The 20,801-nt window shown below is 34.3% G+C and carries 20 protein-coding genes; 12 read left to right on the top strand and 8 right to left on the bottom strand.

The annotated features are described in order from the left end of the window. Positions 1-6: 6 nt before the first annotated feature. The 7 genes from EL260_RS02565 to EL260_RS02535 all read left to right on the top strand — a co-directional run bounded on the left by EL260_RS02565 (position 7) and on the right by EL260_RS02535 (position 8,520). On the top strand, positions 7-1,131 hold the full coding sequence (locus EL260_RS02565) for a hypothetical protein (RefSeq protein ID WP_123858724.1): 1,125 nt from the start codon (positions 7-9) through the stop codon (positions 1,129-1,131). 33 nt (positions 1,132-1,164) lie between these two features. Continuing rightward, positions 1,165-2,298, top strand: a complete 1,134-nt coding sequence (locus EL260_RS02560) for a hypothetical protein (protein ID WP_123858723.1) — start codon at positions 1,165-1,167, stop codon at positions 2,296-2,298. Between the two features lie 45 nt (positions 2,299-2,343). After that, the gene (locus tag EL260_RS02555; RefSeq protein ID WP_123858722.1) at positions 2,344-3,267 is read left to right on the top strand and encodes a glycosyltransferase family 2 protein; all 924 of its coding nucleotides are present in this window, start codon (positions 2,344-2,346) and stop codon (positions 3,265-3,267) included. Between the two features lie 46 nt (positions 3,268-3,313). Beyond that, positions 3,314-5,110, top strand: coding sequence for an asparagine synthase (glutamine-hydrolyzing) (gene asnB / locus EL260_RS02550; protein WP_123858721.1), 1,797 nt, complete (start codon positions 3,314-3,316; stop codon positions 5,108-5,110). A 65-nt stretch (positions 5,111-5,175) separates the two neighbouring features. Further along, positions 5,176-6,111: a glycosyltransferase family 2 protein gene (locus EL260_RS02545; protein ID WP_123858720.1), complete on the top strand. Its 936-nt coding sequence runs from the start codon at positions 5,176-5,178 to the stop codon at positions 6,109-6,111. Between the two features lie 285 nt (positions 6,112-6,396). Continuing rightward, positions 6,397-7,341, top strand: coding sequence for a glycosyltransferase family 2 protein (locus EL260_RS02540; RefSeq protein WP_123858719.1), 945 nt, complete (start codon positions 6,397-6,399; stop codon positions 7,339-7,341). A 237-nt stretch (positions 7,342-7,578) separates the two neighbouring features. After that, entirely contained in the window at positions 7,579-8,520 is a 942-nt protein-coding gene (locus tag EL260_RS02535; RefSeq protein WP_123858718.1) for a glycosyltransferase family 2 protein, read from the top strand. A gap of 25 nt (positions 8,521-8,545) precedes the next feature. On the opposite strand, the gene EL260_RS02530 is transcribed toward EL260_RS02535, so the two are convergent. The 4 genes from EL260_RS02530 to EL260_RS02515 form a co-directional block, all read right to left on the bottom strand. Further along, positions 8,546-9,490, bottom strand: coding sequence for a hypothetical protein (locus EL260_RS02530; protein ID WP_123858717.1), 945 nt, complete (start codon positions 9,488-9,490; stop codon positions 8,546-8,548). After that, positions 9,465-10,898 (bottom strand): MBOAT family O-acyltransferase, encoded by a 1,434-nt coding sequence (locus EL260_RS02525; protein WP_123858716.1) that lies wholly within the window; start codon positions 10,896-10,898, stop codon positions 9,465-9,467. The genes EL260_RS02530 and EL260_RS02525 overlap by 26 nt, the downstream gene beginning before the upstream one ends. Positions 10,899-11,066: 168 nt before the next feature. After that, on the bottom strand, positions 11,067-12,095 hold the full coding sequence (locus EL260_RS02520; RefSeq protein ID WP_123858715.1) for an acyltransferase family protein: 1,029 nt from the start codon (positions 12,093-12,095) through the stop codon (positions 11,067-11,069). A gap of 121 nt (positions 12,096-12,216) precedes the next feature. Then, positions 12,217-12,987 (bottom strand): class I SAM-dependent methyltransferase, encoded by a 771-nt coding sequence (locus EL260_RS02515; protein WP_123858714.1) that lies wholly within the window; start codon positions 12,985-12,987, stop codon positions 12,217-12,219. 268 nt (positions 12,988-13,255) lie between these two features. Here EL260_RS02515 and EL260_RS02510 point away from each other — a divergent pair, with 268 nt between their 5' ends. Further along, positions 13,256-14,095, top strand: coding sequence for a glycosyltransferase family 2 protein (locus EL260_RS02510; RefSeq protein ID WP_123858713.1), 840 nt, complete (start codon positions 13,256-13,258; stop codon positions 14,093-14,095). Further along, positions 14,095-15,267 (top strand): glycosyltransferase, encoded by a 1,173-nt coding sequence (locus EL260_RS02505; RefSeq protein ID WP_123858712.1) that lies wholly within the window; start codon positions 14,095-14,097, stop codon positions 15,265-15,267. Before EL260_RS02510 ends, EL260_RS02505 begins: the two co-directional genes overlap by 1 nt. A 17-nt stretch (positions 15,268-15,284) precedes the next feature. On the opposite strand, the gene EL260_RS02500 is transcribed toward EL260_RS02505, so the two are convergent. Then, on the bottom strand, positions 15,285-15,521 hold the full coding sequence (locus EL260_RS02500) for a phosphopantetheine-binding protein (protein ID WP_123858711.1): 237 nt from the start codon (positions 15,519-15,521) through the stop codon (positions 15,285-15,287). 25 nt (positions 15,522-15,546) lie between these two features. After that, a complete protein-coding gene (locus tag EL260_RS02495; RefSeq protein ID WP_123858710.1) occupies positions 15,547-16,521 on the bottom strand; it encodes a ketoacyl-ACP synthase III in 975 nt (324 codons plus the stop codon). Positions 16,522-16,562: 41 nt separating this feature from the next. Between EL260_RS02495 and EL260_RS02490 the strand changes: the two genes are divergently transcribed. The 3 genes from EL260_RS02490 to EL260_RS02480 are packed head-to-tail and all read left to right on the top strand — an operon-like array spanning position 16,563 to position 18,847. Then, the gene (locus EL260_RS02490) at positions 16,563-17,126 is read left to right on the top strand and encodes an acyltransferase (protein ID WP_123858709.1); all 564 of its coding nucleotides are present in this window, start codon (positions 16,563-16,565) and stop codon (positions 17,124-17,126) included. Beyond that, positions 17,127-18,278, top strand: coding sequence for a glycosyltransferase (locus EL260_RS02485; RefSeq protein ID WP_123858708.1), 1,152 nt, complete (start codon positions 17,127-17,129; stop codon positions 18,276-18,278). It abuts the gene before it with no gap. 11 nt (positions 18,279-18,289) lie between these two features. Continuing rightward, positions 18,290-18,847 carry a serine acetyltransferase gene (locus tag EL260_RS02480; RefSeq protein WP_123858707.1) on the top strand — a complete coding sequence of 186 codons (558 nt, stop codon included), beginning with the start codon at positions 18,290-18,292 and terminating at the stop codon, positions 18,845-18,847. Here the strand turns inward: EL260_RS02480 and EL260_RS02475 are convergent. Both EL260_RS02475 and EL260_RS02470 read right to left on the bottom strand, forming a co-directional pair. Continuing rightward, positions 18,844-19,452: a DUF2306 domain-containing protein gene (locus EL260_RS02475; RefSeq protein WP_123858706.1), complete on the bottom strand. Its 609-nt coding sequence runs from the start codon at positions 19,450-19,452 to the stop codon at positions 18,844-18,846. The two genes, EL260_RS02480 and EL260_RS02475, sit on opposite strands and share 4 nt — an antisense overlap. Before the next feature lie 101 nt (positions 19,453-19,553). Beyond that, positions 19,554-20,660, bottom strand: a complete 1,107-nt coding sequence (locus EL260_RS02470) for an AraC family transcriptional regulator (RefSeq protein ID WP_123858705.1) — start codon at positions 20,658-20,660, stop codon at positions 19,554-19,556. Positions 20,661-20,801: the final 141 nt, after the last annotated feature.

The following is a 20,801-nucleotide window of genomic DNA, read 5'->3' as shown; positions in this document are numbered from 1 at the left end:
ATAATTATGAAAACGAAAATCATCAACTATATAATAGGATTGATATTTCTCATTTACTATTGTATCTGTATTAGCAACAGTTACATTCAGCTCGTATTTCATAAAAACGGTTGGTATCTTGGTGAATGGCTGATTAATTATCAGGATGGAGGATTCAAACGAAGAGGCCTTTTTGGAAGCTTATTTATTTTCCTTAACGAACTTACCAATATTAAGCTTGAGTTCCTTGTATTTACATTTGTATCTATCGTCTACGCTATCTTTTTTACGCTGTTGATCCAATTGTTCATGCAGAAAAAAAATACGCTGCTTACCATAAGTATTTTATTGCTTCCTGCAGGAATGGGAATGGTATTGAAAGACCCTACTATTATTGCAAAAAAGGAAATTATTATTTTTCTGTTGTATCTGATTTATTTTTTAAGGCTGGAGAGCAAAAAGACTGTAAAAGATATTGCAGTCAGTTTTTTTATTATTCTCGCAATCCTGAACCATGAAGCGGCTTTCTTTTATATTCCATTTGTAAGTTTTACTTACTTTATTAAAGACAGTTCTCCTTCTTTTACCAAGGCAAAAAAAATAATACTTTATCATTTTGCCCCTGGAGTTATTATCCTGTTGCTGCTGTATAAATTCGGGTACAGTATAACGACACCCAATTCTATTCAATTTCTACAGGAACATGGGCTGAAATTGATCCTTAAAGGGATTTATGGCTATGACCCTAACTATAATGTTCTGAATTTTTACAAAGCCCATTCATACGGTTATTTTACCTACCTTATCAGTCTATTTTTTGCAACAATAACTTATTATATCTATTGCAGATCAAACGAAATAAACATTCATAAAAAGTTTCTGATTATACAGGCTATTTTCCTTATCCCATTATTTTATGTAGCATATGATTGGGGAAGATGGATCAATATTTTCTTTACCTTATTTACGATATTCATTGCAGGTGAGCCACAATTGGCTCCTACTTTAAAAAAAGATATTACAGGAGTCATACTGATTCTGTTTAATTCGTTATGGAAAATGCTGCTTTTTACTGCAGGCTTCCTTACCTTTCCTGTTATTGATACCATTATAAAAAAACTGTATTACTTTATCTATTTTAAACTTTTTTAAAATAAAAACACAAACGTTGTTTAGAGAACAAGCATGAAAACGAAAATAATTAATTACATCATTGGTCTACTATTTATCATTTACTACTATGTAAGTATTACCACTTCTTATACTCTTATTATAGTTAAAAAAGGGGGTTGGTGCTTCGGAGACTGGATCATCAATTATCAGGATGGAGGATTCAAACGACGAGGCCTTTTCGGAACTTTGTTTATGGGGATTAATGAGCTTACGCATATTAAGCTTGAATATATTGTTTTTACTTTTGTAGCAGCACTTTATACCGCCATTTTTTATCTTTTATTCAAACTCTTTTGGAAGGAAAAGAACAATCTTCTGGTCATAGCGCTCCTCCTGCTTCCTGTGGGTTTTGGAATGATCATCAAAGATCCCAATATTGCGACCAGAAAAGAAATGCTATTCTTCTTCCTGTACCTTTTATACCTTTTATCACTTCGCTCAAAGGTTATTATTAAAGATATTACGATTACTTTCTTTATTATCATTGCCCTTTTAACCCATGAAGCTGCTTACTTTTATTTACCATTTGTAGGATTAGCTTATTTCATGAAAAATGAAGGCTCATCGTTTGATAAATTCAAAAAAATAATCTTTTATCAATTTGTTCCTGCAACCCTTATCATGATTCTTCTTTATAAATTTGGAATCAGCTTAAGAACAGAAAATACAATACCTTTCTTTAAAGCTCATGGGCTAGTAATGGAAGAAATGGGAATCTTTGATTACGATCCTCATTATGACGTTCTTGGATATTATAAATCTCACTTGTATGATTATCAGACCTACGCAATAAGCATATTATTAGGAGTACTAACCGTTTATATATACTGCAAGTTCAATAAAGTTAAAATCAATACTCTATTCCTGATCATACAGATTCTCTTTTTAATTCCATTGTTTTATCTAGCGGTAGATTGGGGAAGATGGGTAAATATTTTCTTTACCCTTTTAACCATATTTCTTGCCACAGAGCAGAGAGCTGTCCTAAGCAGAAAACAAGACATTATCGCAGTTGTATTAATTGTATTTAATCTTTCATGGAAAATGATGCTGATGACTCAGGGATTTTTAACTTTCCCTAAGCTTGATGGCTTTCTAAAGCAAGTGTACTATTTTTTGTATTTTAGAATTTCGAATTTACTATAACACATGAGCTATCAACAATCCCAAAACAAAAATATTAATTAAAAAATGCCTGAGATTCATATCATTATTGTCACCTACAACGCCATGAAATGGGCTGAACGATGCTTTAACAGCTTAAGAAAATCATCTGTTCCCGTAAAGTGTTTCGTAATAGATAACGGATCAACGGATGGAACCCAGGAATATATAAAAACTCATTTCCCTGAAGTAGACTTCACTCAATCCGAATCTAATCTTGGATTTGGAAAAGCTAATAATATAGGTATTGAAAAGGCTTATAAAAATGGGGCAGATTTCTTTTATCTGATGAATCAGGATGCATGGCTCTATGAAAACAGTATCGAAAAGATGCTGGAAATATATAACAGCTATCCCAACAAAGATGAAATCGGGATTATAAGCCCTATTCATATAGATGGTTCAGAGAAATACCTTGATATTTTTCTGGATCAGTATATCGCTAAGAATTACGAAAAAACAAGGATGATCTCAGATTTGTATTTTCAAACATTAAAACCTTACTATGAGATTCACTTTGTCAATGCCGCTCATTGGTTATTACCAAAGAGAACAATAGAAACTATAGGAGGATTTAATCCTTATTTTTTCCATTATGGAGAAGATGATGAATATACCAATAGAATTCATTTTCATAAAAAAAAGGTGCTTCTTGTTCCCGGCAGTAAAGTAGTACATGATGGAGTACAATCAATTCACAAAATAGATTTGAACAAATATGAGGATCTCCGTATTGAAACCAATATTATGAACCCTCATCTTCCCAATGCCCTGCAGCAAGAGAAAAGACACCTGAAACAAAGTATAATCAAAAATCTTATGACAGGTAATATCAATAAATATAAAGAGCTGTCCAGGAAATATAAAAAGATCTCGAAAGACAGCGAAAAATTAAGCAGCCTACGAAGTCAATTAATTCAAATTGCTCCTACTTTTCTGAATCTGTCGTAAATTAGCTGTACAATAATTGAAAATTAATGATGAAAAATAAAATATTATGTGTGGAATAGCGGGGATTATAGGCAATAATGCCAGAAATTATCAGGTTGAAATCCAGAAAATGACGGATTCACTGATTCATCGTGGTCCTGATTCTTCTCACTATGAATTTTATGAAAATGCAATACTGGGCCACCGCCGACTTTCTATTATAGATCTCTCTGACAATGGAAAACAACCTATGTTCTCCAATACTAAAAATGAATGTATTGTTCTCAATGGCGAAATATATGGATTCCAAGATATTAAGAGACAATATGCTGACTACCCTTATCATGGTGGTTCTGATACAGAGGTTATTCTTGCCATGTATCAGAGAAAGCAGGAAAACCTGATCCATGATCTTCCGGGAATGTTTGCCTTTGCCATTTGGGATGAACAGAAACAACAGCTCTTTTGCGCGAGAGATCGTTTTGGAGAGAAGCCTTTGTATTATGCTATTGGCCCTAATAATGAATTTATTTTTGCATCTGAGATTAAAGCAATTTTAGCTTCAGGGATTATTCAGCCTAAAGTAAGCTCCCAAGCACTCTCTCATTATCTTCAATATGGATATGTAAGCTCACATCAGAGTATTTACAGCAATATATATACGCTTCCGCCAGCCCACCAGTTAATTTGGAAAGATGGAAATTTTAAAGTTTCCAGATATTACAGTTTACCGGCAAAAGACCGCGTTATAAGTCTATCCGATGCTAAAGAAGAGTTTTTGCATTTACTGAAAAATGCTGTAAAAAAACAGCTGATTGCAGACGTAGAAGTAGGCAGCTTTCTGAGTGGAGGATTAGATTCTTCATCTGTTGTTGCTTTGGTAGATGAATTTTTACCTCATCAGACCACCATCAGCTTTGGATATGATCACAAAGACAATGAGCTGAAATATGCCAAGGAAATTGCAGACAAATATAAAACGAATCATATCGAGGTTCACGAAAAGAAAACAGACCTTGTCACTTCTCTTTTAAAAATATCACCTTACTTCGACGAACCTTTTGCAGACACCTCTTTTATCCCACATTATGAAATTTGCAAAGCAGCTAAGAAAAATCTTACCGTTGTCTTATCCGGCGATGTGGGAGATGAACTCTTTGGAGGATATCATTTTTATACCGTTGAGAATAAATTAAAGAAGCATTTCAGCTATAAAAATATCATTGCCCAATTCGGATTAAAGCTCTATCAACAAATAAGACCGACTTCATTCATTACCCGAAAAAATATGGAGTATTCCTCCATTCTGGATTTTCACCTGAATGATGTAAGAAATGCTTTCAACAAAAAAGAACGTGACCTTCTTGGAGTTTCTTCTGATTATTTGCAGCACTATAGTTTTACCCCCAACCCGGACTCTCTTAATGATATCATGAGGGTAGATCTTGAAAACTATGTTCCCGCTAATATGATGGTAAAGTCTGACAGAATGGCGATGGCTAATTCATTAGAAGTAAGAACCCCTTTCCTTGACCTGGACTTTGCTGAGTTTTGTATTCAATTACCAGAGCAATTGAAACTTAATGACACCAATGATAAAATCATTCTTCGTGAAGCAATGGGTTCTTACTGGACCGAAACCATCAGATCACGCCATAAACAAGGATTTGGTCTTGGAGTAAAAAGCTGGTTCGCAGAAGAAAACCTGATGAACCTCTCAAATGATCTGCTAAAAGATCCCAACCATAAAGTATTTAATTTCATTGATTTTAAAGCAACTCAGCAATTCCTTATTCAGGATGAGAAGCACTGGAACCTTTTACAGCTTGCCTTATGGGCAGATAATAATCAATCTGTATTATAAAGAATAAAGTAGCATTTTTAAAGCCTGTAAATCGTAAAAATCAAAAACCACTACAAAAGATAAAAATGAAGATTTCAGTAATCATTCCTGTATACAACGCAGAACTATATATATCAAAAGCTGTAGAATCAGCCTTACAGTTTGATGAAGTATACGAAGTGGTTTTAATAGAAGACCAGTCACCGGACAACGCCCTTCAGATGTGCCGGGAGCTGGCTCAAAAATATAACCGGGTAAAACTCTTTCAGCATCCAGATTTAGGTAATCATGGAGCTGGGGCAAGCAGAAATCTTGGAATTGAGAAAGCTACCGGAGATTTTATTGCATTTTTGGATGCCGATGATTATTATCTTCCCAACAGGTTCTCAGCTGAAAAAAAACTTTTCAGTGATATAACTACAGAAGGAGTATTTAATGCAATTGGCACAGAGTATCTTACTGAAAAAGGAAAAGAACAATTCCTTTCAAACGTTAGCAGTAATGAAATACTTACTGTAAAGTATCCGGCTGAAGGAAACGAAGTATTCAGAGGCCTGCTGGGACTTACTCCTAAAACATTTGGGTCATTCTTTCACTTGAATGCGCTCACTATCAGGAGGTCTTCACTAGAAGCAAAAAAACTAAGGTTCAATGTAAACCTTCGTTTGCATCAGGACTCAGACTTCATCATAAAGTTGGCATATCACTGTTATTTAAAGTCGGGAATCATAGATAAGCCTGTTGCCATAAGAGGTGTACACGATGATAACAGGATCTCAAAGATTGTTAGATACTCGCCACAATACAACCAAAGACAATCTCTTTTCTGGAACTCTCTATATGAATGGTCTAAAACTTCAGCTTTAGAAGCTGATGCTGCCCAGCATATTTTTCTTCAGAAAAAAGCCTTTGAATTATCTGGAAAAAGAGGTTTTTCCAAGACTCTGGACTTACTCATTACCGTTCTTAAAAATCCCAATATATTAAGAACTAAATATAGATTTACATATTCGCATTCATAATAAATTATTTTAAGGTTTTCAAGCATTCTCCGATCAAATAAGAAAAAAAACACTGTTAATAATTCCCAATATTGGGGGTTTAGCGTCCTATTTTAACCTCAAAAAAATAAATTTTTCAATTAAAATCATAGCTGTACCTTCTTCTATCACGTTTACTTCCCGTTTTATAGAAAAATTGGAGGTTTAATAACCTTAAAATAAAATTAAAAGCTTAAATTTCGAATTCAAAAGGTACTAAAATAAAACGCAATTGCAATTCTAAATTTATTGTAAAAAGGAGAAGAAATGAGGATCTCAGTAGTTATTCCCGTTTATAATGCAGAAAAGTATGTTTCCCAGGCAGTAGATTCTGTTCTTCAGTTTGATGAAGTTCATGAAATCATTCTGATTGAAGATAAGTCCCCGGACAATGCATTACAGATATGTCAGCAGCTCGCCGAAAAACATGAAAGAGTTAAACTTTACCAGCACCCTGATAAGGAAAACCATGGTGCTGGCCCAAGCAGGAACTTGGGAATAGAAAAATCAACCGGAGAATTTGTAGCTTTTCTCGACGCAGACGACTATTTCCTACCCAATAGATTCGATGCTGAAAAAGAACTGTTCAAAGATCCAAAAATAGAAGGAGTTTATGGAGCGCTTGGTGTACACTACTATTCTGCCAAAGCAAAAGAGCAATATTATCAATTATTTGGAGACAGACTCACTACCGTCTATAAAAAATATGAACCCAAAGATGTTTTCCCCGGACAGCTTCATATGCTGGGAAGTTTTGGACTCTTCAGTATTGATACTTTAACGGTACGAAGAGAAGCTTTAATGAACAAAGTAAAGCCTTTATTCAAACCCCATTTAAGGCTTCATGAAGATACCGAATTTCTCTTCCGCTTATCTTATTACCTGGATCTCTATCCCGGAATTCTGGACAAAGCTATAGCTATAAGAGGTGTGCATGAAAATAACAGGATAACAAAGGTTGATATGAGGGTTATAAACCCTGCTGTCTCAAGGGCTATTCTTTGGAAAGAGGTTAATCTTTGGTCTCACACCGAACATGACATTCCAGAAGAAGTAAGGACTCATATCAAAAGAATGCACCGCAGTTTTGAAATTGCGAAAGCCCCCTTATTAAAAAGGTGGGGAATGATTATAAAATACTTCTTTACCGATTACAAAAGTATAAGATCAGGATTGTATAACATCAATTTCCGACATTCATTGATCTCTTAAAAAATAAAATCTTACATTTACAGCTTACATTAAAACACAAAATCAGAAAGGATTGCGTTACAAATTCTTTGCTAAAATCATCTGAACCCTCTGTTGTTCGGTAGATTTTTTGAATCAAAAACCCAGGAGACAATCTATCTGTTTTTTTTAATAAAAAAACAGACGTAAGTCTTCATAATTGATTATCTTGCAACGCTTTTCTACACACAAATGATATAAAAAATTAAGTTGGCAAAAATGAAAATTTCAGTAATTATTCCCGTTTACAACGCTGAGAAATATGTATCCCAGGCTGTGGAATCTGCTTTGCAGTTTGATGAAGTATATGAAATCATTTTAATAGAAGACAAATCTCCGGATCACGCGCTTGAGGTATGTGAGCAGCTTGCCAAAAAATACGAAAGGGTGCAACTTTACCAGCATCCGGATAAAGGAAATCATGGCGCAGGTCCAACCAGAAATCTGGGAATAGAAAAAGCCAGCGGAGATTTCATTGCTTTCCTGGATGCCGATGATTATTTTCTTCCCAATAGATTTGATGCTGAAAAAGAACTTTTTAAACACCCTGAAGTAGAAGGTGTCTATGGAGCTATTGGAGTTCATTACTATACAGAAAAAGCAAAAGAACAATATTATTCTTTATTTGGAGATCGATTAACAACGGTTTACAAAAGACATGACCCAAAAGATGTCTTTCCCGGGCAGATCTATATGCTGGGCAGCTTTGGACTCTTCAGTATTGATGCGTTAACGATCCGTAGGGATTCTTTAATGAAAAAAATGAATCCTCTATTTAAATCCACTTTAAGGCTGCATCAGGATACAGAATTTCTCTTGAGGCTATCTTACTATCTTAATCTCCATCCTGGATTTATAGACAAAGCCGTTGCTATACGTGGCGTACATGAAGATAATAGAATTACACAGGTAGATTCCAAAAAAGTAAATCCAGCAACAACCCGCGTTCTTTTATGGAAAGAAGTGGATACATGGGCCAAAAATGAAACAACTCTTCCTGAGCATATCAAACTTCACATTAATAGAATGTATCGCAGTTTTCAGATTGCCAATTCTCCTAAATTAAAAAGATGGCGAATGATTCTGAAGTATCTTGTAACAGACTATAAAAGTATACGGTCTGGTATTTATAACATTAATTTCAGAAACAATCTTTTTTAATTCATTCTATCATCTTTAGCAGATATTATCTGCCTCTACTTCTAATGATGGAGTCACCTATTCGAGCAGTAATTTTACGACTTGATTCTTTATACAAATGATTTCCATCCGTATAATCATATTGCGCATAATCTCCTGAAAAGTCAAAAAACGTTACATTTTGTCTTTTTGCTATATCCTTCAACAGTTTATTAAAATGAGGATATTTTTCACTCTCTATAGCGGTAAGACTTTTAGATGTAGGAAGCCGAACCAGATATACCCTACCCTTTGTCCTTAGGTAATTAATCATTTCATTAATAGCCTTAAGACGTTCCGGGGAAAGCTCTACTGTTTTGGCAAGCTCCTTATAAAATTGCTCCTTTCTATTTGTTCTCACAGCAACAGAATCAGAATGCATATTGATATTTACTTCCAGCCAGCCATCGTCATGAAGAAAAGTATTGGATTTCCCCGCTTCTGCCCTTTCTGTATAAATCTTAAACCAGCTTCTTGTATAATGCTTCAGCAGATATTCATAATTAGGAGACCTATCATAAAAATACATATCATTTAATGGAGAATGTTCTTCGGGAAAATCTTTTTCCTTTTTGACACCTTTATCTAAAGACAGGTTCCATGGACTCACAGTAAGGATAAAAATTCCATTTTTAGTTTCAGGATCTAGTTTTCTTTTTAAAGCCTTAAAATAAACTTGCCCATAGGGCGACTCTACAATATTCAGGGAAAAGTTGTCAAAATTTGCGGCAAGTTTACTTTTCAAAACTACGGGAACCACTCCCTGGGATCCACGGGAATCTCCTAGTATCATATTCTGAGGCTTTTTAACTGCAAAATGCATGTAATTATCATCCGTATTGCCATCTGCATAAGATCCAAGAATTGCTAATACAATAAGTACTGCAACAAAATAAGGTCCTATTTTAATTAAAAACTTCTTCATGCTAAAACTGAAAATAAATAAATTCATTATTCCCGAAGTTGGCATAACGGAGAATGATATAAATAACAACCAGATAGAAAGTACGCCTTACCCAAGGATGGAATCTTTTAATTTCCAATCCGTGAAATCTTTCTCTGTTGATCCATTCAATAATCATCATAAATCCTATCAATCCCAATACTTTAAATGGTAATGTTTGTGGAATAGAAAACAATTCACGACTAAAAATTCTATCAATATAATGAATTGCCTGAGTTACAGACCCTGCCCTAAAAAAGATCCATGCCAGGCACGTAATCAGAAAGGTCATTAGAATTTGAAAACATTCTCTGAAAGATGGTAAAAATTTCCCTTGAGCAGCAACTTCCATATTCTGACGATTTATGTTCATAATAAGCAAAGGCATAAAATACAGCGCATTCAGGCCACCCCAGATCATAAATGTCCAATTGGCACCATGCCAGAACCCTGAAACCAGAAAAATAATAAATGTGTTTCTTACCTTCATCCAAAGACCTCCTTTACTTCCCCCCAATGGAATATACAGATAATCCCTGAACCATGAAGAAAGCGAAATATGCCATCTTCTCCAGAATTCAGCGATATCTCTTGAGAAATAAGGAAAGGCAAAGTTTTTCAGCAATTCAATTCCAAACAATCTGGAGACCCCCAATGCTATATCTGAATATCCTGAGAAATCGCCATAAATCTGAAAAGCAAACAATACAGCTCCTATTACAAGATTACCGGGACTTTCCGTTTGATAATTGTTAAATATCTCATTCACCAGCGGAGCACAATTATCAGCAATGACCATTTTTTTGAAAAATCCCCAAAGAATTTGCCGCATTCCATCCACCGCCTGCTCATAATTGAATACCCTCTCCTTCTGTATTTGGGGCAAAAGGTGGGTAGCTCTTTCTATAGGACCTGCCACCAGAAGAGGAAAATAGCTTACGAAAACAGCATAATCTGTAAAACTCCTTTCTGCCTTTATTCTTTTTTTGTAGACATCAATTACATAAGACAGACCATGAAAGGTATAAAATGAAATTCCTACTGGAAGTATAACATTAAGCAGCCAGACATTCACTTTGAAGCCAAAGCCACCAAGAAGGTCTGCAAAACTCTCAACAAAGAAATTATAATATTTGAAGAACCCTAGAAAACCAAGATTAATCACAATACTCAAAGTAAGCCAGAACTTCGCTTCCCGGTTGGTTTTGCTATTCTCAATCTTAATTCCCGATACATAGTCGAGACCGATGGAAAACATCAGTAGAAAAAGAAATCTCCAATCCCAGCAGGCATAAAAATAAAAACTGGCTAATAGCAATAGCCTGTTCTGCTCATGAAATTTTCTGTTGAATACAAACCAATAGAGACAAAATACTATCGGTAAAAAAATAAGAAATCCTATTGAATTAAATAACATAGTGTTTAGAAGTTACTAATTATTATACTTCTCTGAAAACTTTTGTCTCAGCCTTTATGTTATTCTTTTTATCAAAAAAACTAAATCTGGATTCTCATCTGAGATAGGGATGAAGGGAACTTTTCTCATTTCTATAATTGTGTTGCTTTGTTACAAAAATAAAAATTTTTATCTGATCTTCAACCTTTTCAGATAATCTCTTAATGGTTTTTCTATAAATTCATAAAACAGAGCACAGATTATAATAAGAAAAACTATGTAAATCCCAAATACAATATCAATGGAAAAATTATACTTTCTCCACTTTAAAAGCTCTCTCAAAATGTAGAGAACAGGAATATGGGTGATATATATTGCATAGCTTGCCTCTCCCAGATATTCCAAAGGCTTTAATGAGAACAGCCTCGACAGAGCTCCATTATTTCTTGAGATCAAGATAATAAGCGGAATAAATAACAATGCCATTAAACCATTATGATAGAAAAATGAAGTAAACATTAGTGATAATAAAATCAATCCAAAAATAACTATGATAGGAATATCATAATTCTTCTGACTCGAATTTCTCACAAAATATAATCCTGCAAGATTTCCCACCAGAAATTCATTGATATGCATCAGCGGAAAGTAATACAACAATTCATGGCTTTTGGTATGAGGCCCCTCATAATAAGATGAAGCTGAATATAGACTGCAAAATACCTGCGTAATGATCCATATGATAATGGTGACTACCCAAATACTTTTATTTCCTTTAGAATAGAAATAATTGTACAACAAAGGGAAAAGCAGATAAAACAGAAATTCCACAGAAATGGACCATCCTGGAAAATTCAGAATCATAGCTTCGCCGGGAATCCAACTCTGAAGCCCAAACAGATACAAAAATCCTTTATAGATGCTGAAATCGGAATATCTGGTCACCAAATACAGTAAAAGCCCCAGTACATATAAGGGGTAAATCCTAGCAAATCGGTTTTTATAATACTCAAAATATTCAATTGTATCTTTTTTGTGGTAAGCCACAATCATAATAAACCCTGAAAGAATAAAGAAGTAGCTCACTCCTACATTGGCTTTCAGGAATATATTTGATATATAATCGATTTTATATAAAAATAAATCTTTATTAAAATGGGAAATGACAATAGCCATCGCCGCAAGAAATCTGGTAAATGTAATCTGACTTATCTTCATAAAAACTGCTTAAACAGCTGTTGTATAAATTTATTTTTACACTTTTTCCATCCAGAAATCTTCAACGGTTTATTCGTATTACCAACATTTCTTATTAAGAGTATAAAACCTTACTATAAAGTTATTTAATAAAAACACCAATGTATTTTCCTTCGTACTCTACAACTGTAGTGTCTATATTATTTTTTTCACAGAAATCTTGATAGGAAGAATTATCGCCAATATCATCACTGATGAAAACACCTCCTTTTTTCAAATGCTGGTAAAGTTCGTCGTAAGCCCACATTCTTCCGTTATAACTTTTATCTGAATCATAGTGAAGAACATCGAACGTTGTTTTTTCAGCAAAAATCTTCGGCAAAGATTCCCTGTCTGCAAAACGGAATAATTTCCAATTTCCTCTAAAGGTTTTAGGAACCACATATCCTACATACTGATCTCCATCCTGCGCAAGATAAGGCATATCTGAACTGTACAGCGTTCCGTTTCTTTTTACAAGAGATAATAATGACGCCAATGAAGACCATCCATAAGCTACTCCCGTTTCCACAACATGTTGAGCGTTGGTAAACTCACAGGCATAGTAAATCAGTTCCAAAGCTCCGGGACCTCCCATTTTCACAGGACATTCTTTTTCTTTTTGACTGGCATTTGCTAAAACTTCATGGTAATCAATGCGAAAAGCATCTATCTCGGACCCAAAAAGCTTTAAAACAGCTTCTTTCTGTGATATTGCTCTTCCGGCTGCCCAGGAATTGGTCTTTTCTTTTCCCTTAAAAGCATTCCCTCTGTTGACCGTATTTTTAATAATTTTCCGCCCCAATTCCGGATAAAGATCCGGTCTTTTCAGATACCCGATAAATGTTTTGAAAACTCTCCTTATTTCACTCACTCTACAGCATTTAATAAAAGCAAAAATAAAGTTTTTTTTCCATTTATATAAAAACGGATTATATTTGTGTAGCTCAAGTGAAAAAAAACATTACCTTCTTTCTATTATGAAAAATGCCAGTTTACCATCAGGATTTCATTTTTCAATGAACAATTTTCTTTCAGTCTATTTCCTGAAATATTCGTCGGCCATCACTGATACAAATACAAAGTATGTTAATCATTATGACCACACAGGAATTAATTGTCAACACTCTTTATAAATTGATATGAAGTTTTCCGTACTTATCGCTCACTATAATAATGCTTCATTGTTCAGGGATTGTTACGATTCTCTGCTAAAACAGACCTACTTTAATTGGGAGGTTGTTATTGTAGATGACGCTTCTTCAGAAGGTGAAAAAGAGCAGGTAAAGACCCTCATTGCAGGAGATGAAAGATTTAAGTTTTTTGAAAATGAAAAGAATAGTGGTGTAGGCGTTACAAAAAGCAGGCTGATAGAATTGGCAACCGGAGAAATTTGTGGTTTTGTAGACCCGGATGATGCCATACTTCCCACAGCGATTGAAAAGGCAATTCAAATTTTTAAAGATAAAAAGAATGTGGTACTTACCTATTCCCGCTTTATGGGTTGTGATAAGGACCTGAAACCTATTGCACCATTTAAATCTGCAATGCAGGTAAGGAACGGTGATCCCTATTTTTTCAATTATCCCAACCAGATCAATCATTTTGTAACGTTCAGAAAGGGTGTTTATGAACACACAGAAAAAATGAATCCGGGGTTAAGAATTGCAGAGGATCAGGATCTGTATTTAAAGATGTATGAAAAAGGAAATGTTTATTTTATAGATGACACCAATTATCTTTACAGGGCTCATGCAGGAGGCATTTCCCAGAATAACAATAAAGATAAATCTTATGATTACTTTGCACAGGTTGTTTTAGAGACCATGAAAAGAAGAAATCTTACAAGCATCAATGGAAAAAAGATCCCGAAAAACTATACCTGTTATCAGGAGATCTTTGCTCTTTTGGAATATCAGCATGGAATTTGGTACAGGATTAAAAAAAATATAATTATTACTTTACAAAAACTTTTCAGATAATGTCAGAAAATAAGAAAATACAGGTCCTTTTCAGACACCGCTCGATGGAAATGGGAGGGGTGGAAAAAGTGGTATTGAGCATGCTCAACAATCTAAACCGTGACAAATTTGAATTAACCATATGCCTAAACATGAATCAAGGAGAGCTTCGAAATGAAATCCCTAGCCATGTAAAAAAGGTTTACCTCACCGAAGGCAAAGAAAGTTTTTCTAAAAATCCTTTTATTCACAAGCTCCAGCTTGTTCGCAGAAGATTAAAACTGATGCGAATATTAAAAAATCCCAGAATATCTGACCGTATCTTAGGAAATAAAAAGTTTGATATAGAAATTTCACCTTCTTATGCTACATTCTCATCCGTCAATAATTCAAGCAATAAACACTCAAAAAAAATTGGCTGGTTTCATTCTGAAATTAATTTACCTGCCTTACAACCAGCAGTTCCGGAAATCATAGATAACTTTCAAAAGTTTGATCATATGATTTACTGTTCGAAAAGAATCAAAGAAATGATGCATCTTTATTATCCGGACTTAAAATATCCTTCAGAAAGTGTAGTCATCAATGCTATTCCTATCGAAGAAGTTAAAAAAAAGGCAGAAGAAAAATTAAAGGACTTCCCTCAAGGACCAGTGTTTGTCTCTGTAGGCAGACTACATCATAGGAAAGGTTATCACAAACTTATTGATGCTCATAAAAGACTGATAGACGAAGGTTTCCATCATAGTATCTTAATACTTGGGAACGGAGAAGAAATGGAAAACCTAAAAGCACAGATCAACACCCATAATGTTCAGAACACATTTATTTTATGTGGCAATAAAATGAATCCCTATCCTTACATTAAAAATGCTGATTACTTTATTCTTCCATCCGAATCAGAAGCGTGGCCACTTGTAATTGCTGAAGCACTCATTCTTCAAAAACCGATTATTGCTACAGATACGGGTGATGTAGGAATTATGATTAAAGATCGAGAAACAGGATATCTGATCAATTATGAAACCAACGAAATGTATGAAGCCATGAAAAAATTCCTTTCTGATCCGGAGTTGATCTCCAGAATCAGAAAGAATCTTCTTACTATCGAAGATCAGTTTGACAATCAAAAAATCTTCAATGCCGTTGAACAGATTCTTGAAAATCTTTATCAACAAAAACAAAGCGAGTGATGATTATTGAATCACCATCACTCCGCTTCAAAGTTTTCTAACCCAATAATATTCATCAGATCGGAAACCGTTTCCATATTTTTAAATTGATCCGGATCAAGCTGTTGATCAAAATTTTCATCTACAAAAGCAATTACAGAAAGCAAGCTAATAGAATCGTAATTCTCCAAATCTTTTAGCTTAGTTTCTTTGCTCAATACTTGATTTTCTTCTAGTTCCTCTTGTAATTTTTCTAAAAAGATGGAAGTTTTCATATATTTTAAATTTTGTGATTCGAAATTAAAAATCCATAATGGTAGCAGCCCAGGAATATCCTACTCCAAAGCCGGCAATTAAAATCTTATTTCCTTTTTTCAACAGACCTTTATCCTGCATATCTTTCAGGGCTATTGGAATGGTTGCGGAGACTGTATTTCCTGTTTTTCCCATGTCAATGTAGAATTTTTCTGTGGGAATTTTTGTTTTCCGTCTCAAATAATTCAGCATAAAAGAATTGGCCTGATGAAAAACAAAATAATCAATATCATCCATAATGAGCGCATTAGCATCCATGGTTTCTTTAATCAACCCCGGAATCTTTTCTATGGTAAAATTAAAAATTTCAGGTCCGTTCATATAAAGATTCTCAGGACCAAATTCATGATGGGGATTTACTAGAAAATTTGTCCTGAAGCCTCCCTTCTTCACCATTAGATTTTCCGCCCCGCTGCCATCAGTTCCCAGACAGAATTTATAATCCCCAGCATCGGCATCTTTTTCAACAATTACTGAGGCTGATGCATCCCCAAATAAACAACGGTTTCCTTTATCTTTCGGATGAATATGTTTGGTATAGGTTTCCGAAGTGATCAACAAAATACTGCTGGCAATTCCAGCGGTAATTAATCCTTTAGCAAAAGCCAAACCATAAACAAATCCGGAACATCCCAAATTGAAATCTACAGCTCCAATATTTTTCCTCAATCCCAATTTATCCTGTAAAATACAAGCAGTAGTCGGAAGAAAATAATCCGGACTTTGGGTACAGAAAAGAATAAAGTCTATTTTGCTCCTGTCATAATTCTCAAAAACCTTTTCTGACGACTGTATAGCCAGATCCAGCACGGTCTCTTTTTCTGAAGAAATATGACGTTGTACGATCCCTACTTTTTCCCGGATTCTTTCAGAACTCCATTCCGGAAATTCTTTTTCCAAATCCATATTAGTAAGAATCAACTCAGGTAAATAATATTCTATTTTAGAAATTCTTATCATATAAATTCTTTTCTTTGTATGAGAAAAACAAATTTAGAATAATGATATTCATATATCGTATCATATTAAAAATTCATACCACTTATCAATATCTTATCAAGAGAATCTATCTCAAAATTTGTATTGCTAAAGGATTAAAGGTAGGAAAAAATGTTCGTTTTGTAGAAGTTCCCGAATTAGGTACAGAACCTTTTTTAATTGAAATAGGTGACGAAACAACACTTTCTAATAATGTTAGATTCATTAATCATGACGGGGGCTATAATGCTTTACATTTTTTCGAAAAATATAAAGATGTAAGAGCTTTCGGCCGTATAAAAATTGGAAAACAATGCTTTATTGGGGCAGATACCATCATCATGCTCGGCTCAGAAATAGGTGACAACTGTGTACTGGGAGCCGGTTCCATTTTAACGTCCTCTATGCCGAACGGAACAGTGTATGCCGGAGTTCCTGCAAAATTTATTTGTACTATTGAAGAGTATGGCGATAAAGCATTAAAAAACAATGTTATGTATCCACGAGAGCTTGAATTAGATAGGCCTAAACTGGAAGCTTACGTAAAAAAACACCTCCCTCATACTTATAAACCTATAAAAAAATAAATGTCTGAAAAAAAGAAAATTCTTATTAGAATCGGTTCCCTTCGCCATGGTGGTGCAGAAAAAGTTCTGATCAACTTTCTTAAAAACCTCCCCAAAGACAAATATGAAGTTGATCTTTTAATTAACCTTTATACGGGGATGTACATCAAAGAAGTTCCGTCATGGGTAAACTTACATTATCTGTTGAAAGGCGAAATGATTACGACCAATAGACCTCATGAAATTCCAGTAAAGGCATTTAGGGTACTTTATCAGAAAATGTTTTTGATGTTTCCTTCTCTTCTTTATAAATTTATACTAAAAAATAAAAAATATGATGTAGAAATAGCTGCGATCCATGGAATGTATAAAGAAGTCTTATCCAGTCCGCAAAAGGATTCTAAAAAGATCGTGTGGATTCAGAATGATATCTTTAATCTCAAAGAATATACTCCTGATGTGATCAGACAGTTTTTCAAGTTTGACAGAATCCTGGTCATTTCCAATAAACTGAAAGAGGAAATGCAAAAACTGGCTCATAATAATACAGAGAAACAAGCTGTTGTGAAGATCTTTAATCCCATTGATTCCCAGGATACCCTTCATAAAGCTGAAGTTAAAATTACAGATTATCCTTTTTCCAAAGACCTTCCAACGTTTGTAACCATTGGGACAGTATACCCTCAAAAAGGCTACGACAGACTTTTGGATGTCCATAAAAAATTAATGGATGAAGGATTGAAACATCAGATCATCATAATTGGTGATGGATTTGATTTTGAAAATATCCAAGCAAAGCTTAACCAACTGGGACTTCAGGAGACTGTAAAAATGTTAGGGTTCAGAAGTAATCCTTATTCGTATCTTAAACAATCGGATTTCTATATAATGTCATCCCGCCATGAAGGATTTCCTACCATTATTGCGGAAGCTCTTATCCTCAACAAACCTGTAGTATCTACAAATGTTTCAGGAATAAAAGACCTACTTCAAGATGGAAAATTAGGTCTCATTACTCCCAACTCAGAGGAAGGAATTTATGAAGGTATGAAACAATTCTTAACCAACAGCGAACTTTCCGGAAACTATGAAAAGGAAATAGCTCATACAGAACTTCCGTTTGTGCTTGAAAAATCAGTAGCACATCTTCAGGAAATCATTGATCATGTATAAAAGATTTTGTTATGCCAGAATATACAGCAATACAGAAAGATTTTTACAGGGAAAGCGGAAAATGGCTTTCTACATTTGAGATTTGGAAAAAGTGCATTAATCCTAATCTTCACTATCTCTATGTCCTTAGAAAAGCCCAAAAACACCAGAAAAAACCGGTTTCCGGTATGTTTTGGAGATTTGTTTTAAGGCATTATCAGATAAAATATGGTTTCCAGATTTATCCCGAAACACAAATCGGAGAAGGTTTATATCTCGGACACTGGGGAGCGCTTGTCATCAATCCTAAAGCAAGAATTGGGAAAAACTGTAATATTGCCCAAGGAGTAACTATTGGGCAACAAAACAGAGGTAAAAATGAAGGCTATCCTGTTATCGGGAATGAAGTCTGGATAGGCCCAAATGCTGTGATCGTAGGAGGAGTAAACATAGGAAATAATGTTTTAATTGCTCCTAACGCTTACGTGAATTTTGATGTTCCCGGTGATTCTATGGTCATGGGAAATCCCGGCAAGATCTATCCTACAGAAAATGCCACCAATGGATATATCAATAATAAGATCTCTTAATTAGCTTCAAGATTCTTTTTATTAATAATGTAAGCTACCATCAAATTGGGAAGCCAGCATAACCATGCTACGGCAATATAGGAGTTGACAGGATCCTTCGTGATATTGCTTAATAGAGGATACCAAAGTCTCAATGTTACTGCAGCAAAAGTGCATGCATAGCTGTAAATCATCAATTGCTGATGCTTTATCATATTGCCTTTTCTAATCTGAATAAGCCCGGTCAATGTAGTAATCAACCATACTATTCCCAGGAAGATAAACCCTGCAGATGAAATCATTCCACCATTCGCATATAATCCCATATAAATAGCAGAAACAGAACTTATCAATACAGAAATAACATAAGATTTTCCAATTATTCTATGAAGCTGCGGATGCTTATTTCGAAATTTACTGCCAAACTGACGCCAACCAATAAAGAGAGAAATTCCACCAAAAATAATATGAGCAAAAAAGGCAAATTTCCAGATTTGATTTTGAAGAACCTCCCAAGATTTAGAACCCAGAAAAGTATTTTCATGGGCAACAAAAAAATAAATTAAAGGATAGGCACCTATCAGCAATGCTAAAATACAGATGATAATAAATAAGAGTTTCCTCATAACAATTGATTCTTTTTTCTGTAAAATTGGGCATAAAGAAACACTCTACTGTTCCAAAATGAAAGATGAAACCAATATTATAAAAACTTATGATCTTACACTTATGGTTCTACCATAAGATTTTGACTTTTTAAAAATTCTCTGGGAGAGCAATTCATATATTTTTTAAAATTCCGGTTAAATGAGGTCTTTGAATTGAATCCACTTTCAAAGGCCAATGATAGAATCGTGTATTTTTGATTTTCAGGAAGGCTTGCTATTCTTTTAAACTCCTCAACCCGATGACGGTTGATATAATCATAAAAATTCTTATTTTCTACAGAGTTAATGGTCTGAGATAATATATTGGGATGAACATCCAGCAATTGAGCAACATGATTTAAATTAAGTTCCGGATCTTTATACAGCTTTTCATGAGTCATCCGCTCTATCAGTTTTTCATAAACAGCCTGTATAACCTCATCTCCAGGAGAGTTTTTTTGATACTTTACAACTTCATTTTCATCTGCTTTTTCAGCATTAACGGGCAAGTCTAAGATACCAACACGGCTGATCCCAAAATAGGCAGCAATCAAAATAAACAAAACAACCATTGAAAAAATAAGAATATCATTTCTTATGATAACAGCAATCCATATCATTGCAATTCCTGTAATCAGGTAGTATGACCAATTCAAATTAATTTTTTCTGTATTAGAATATTGATCTGAAATTTTTTGTTTGTAATTTTTAATAGCAAGAAGACTCAGAGTTACATACAATACTCCCGAAAAATTCATTAAAAATTTGATCACATCGCTCAATACTTCATACCCTTTCCCTTTATTCTGGTAAACCCTCATTCTATCATGCGGTGACAGCAGTAAAAATGGGAGCAAAACAATATAAATCATTAAAATAGGAATCCAATTCAGCAACCAGGCCTTTTTACCTGGATTACTACCCGTTACAGATAAAATATACAGATAAAGCATTGGACCATGCATAAAGGGAAAAGACAATTCAAAACCAATGAGATAAGGATATTTTAAGTAGCCCCCCGAACGTAATACCACAAAAAAAACGAGATGAACTCCGATAATTAAAAACCATATTGCCAAAAGAAAATCCTGTGTTTTCTTTTTCTGTTTTCCCAGTATCAGAAAAGATGAAAAAAAGGCAATAAAAATCCCTGCCCAATACAATATTCCCAGATCAAAATCCGCCATTGAAACTTTAGGGTTTAGAATCAGGATGTTAAATTATTCATTTTTCTACAGTAAATGGTTATTTATTTCAATAGTTTATAAGTTTTTTTTGAAGAATATAAAAATTTAAAAATATTTTAATCTTGATATTCTATTTTATGA

The sequence above is a fragment of the Chryseobacterium nakagawai genome (assembly GCF_900637665.1).
GTDB lineage: Bacteria > Bacteroidota > Bacteroidia > Flavobacteriales > Weeksellaceae > Chryseobacterium > Chryseobacterium nakagawai.
The sequence above is the reverse complement of the archived record's forward strand: the minus strand, read 5'-3'. Positions and strand labels throughout refer to the sequence as shown.

Bases quoted from the DNA above. Each gene is read 5' to 3' on its own strand.
- EL260_RS02525 (WP_123858716.1), bottom strand. From the start codon at position 10,898: ATGTTATTTAATTCAATAGGATTTCTTATTTTTTTACCGATAGTATTT.
- EL260_RS02555 (WP_123858722.1), top strand. From the start codon at position 2,344: ATGCCTGAGATTCATATCATTATTGTCACCTACAACGCCATGAAATGG.
- EL260_RS02475 (WP_123858706.1), bottom strand. From the start codon at position 19,452: ATGAGGAAACTCTTATTTATTATCATCTGTATTTTAGCATTGCTGATA.
- EL260_RS02500 (WP_123858711.1), bottom strand. From the start codon at position 15,521: ATGAAAACTTCCATCTTTTTAGAAAAATTACAAGAGGAACTAGAAGAA.
- EL260_RS02495 (WP_123858710.1), bottom strand. From the start codon at position 16,521: ATGATAAGAATTTCTAAAATAGAATATTATTTACCTGAGTTGATTCTT.
- EL260_RS02505 (WP_123858712.1), top strand. From the start codon at position 14,095: ATGTCAGAAAATAAGAAAATACAGGTCCTTTTCAGACACCGCTCGATG.
- EL260_RS02540 (WP_123858719.1), top strand. From the start codon at position 6,397: ATGAGGATCTCAGTAGTTATTCCCGTTTATAATGCAGAAAAGTATGTT.
- EL260_RS02490 (WP_123858709.1), top strand. From the start codon at position 16,563: ATGATATTCATATATCGTATCATATTAAAAATTCATACCACTTATCAA.
- EL260_RS02520 (WP_123858715.1), bottom strand. From the start codon at position 12,095: ATGAAGATAAGTCAGATTACATTTACCAGATTTCTTGCGGCGATGGCT.
- EL260_RS02510 (WP_123858713.1), top strand. From the start codon at position 13,256: ATGAAGTTTTCCGTACTTATCGCTCACTATAATAATGCTTCATTGTTC.
- EL260_RS02480 (WP_123858707.1), top strand. From the start codon at position 18,290: ATGCCAGAATATACAGCAATACAGAAAGATTTTTACAGGGAAAGCGGA.
- EL260_RS02565 (WP_123858724.1), top strand. From the start codon at position 7: ATGAAAACGAAAATCATCAACTATATAATAGGATTGATATTTCTCATT.
- asnB (WP_123858721.1), top strand. From the start codon at position 3,314: ATGTGTGGAATAGCGGGGATTATAGGCAATAATGCCAGAAATTATCAG.
- EL260_RS02535 (WP_123858718.1), top strand. From the start codon at position 7,579: ATGAAAATTTCAGTAATTATTCCCGTTTACAACGCTGAGAAATATGTA.
- EL260_RS02530 (WP_123858717.1), bottom strand. From the start codon at position 9,490: ATGAATTTATTTATTTTCAGTTTTAGCATGAAGAAGTTTTTAATTAAA.
- EL260_RS02470 (WP_123858705.1), bottom strand. From the start codon at position 20,660: ATGGCGGATTTTGATCTGGGAATATTGTATTGGGCAGGGATTTTTATT.
- EL260_RS02560 (WP_123858723.1), top strand. From the start codon at position 1,165: ATGAAAACGAAAATAATTAATTACATCATTGGTCTACTATTTATCATT.
- EL260_RS02485 (WP_123858708.1), top strand. From the start codon at position 17,127: ATGTCTGAAAAAAAGAAAATTCTTATTAGAATCGGTTCCCTTCGCCAT.
- EL260_RS02545 (WP_123858720.1), top strand. From the start codon at position 5,176: ATGAAGATTTCAGTAATCATTCCTGTATACAACGCAGAACTATATATA.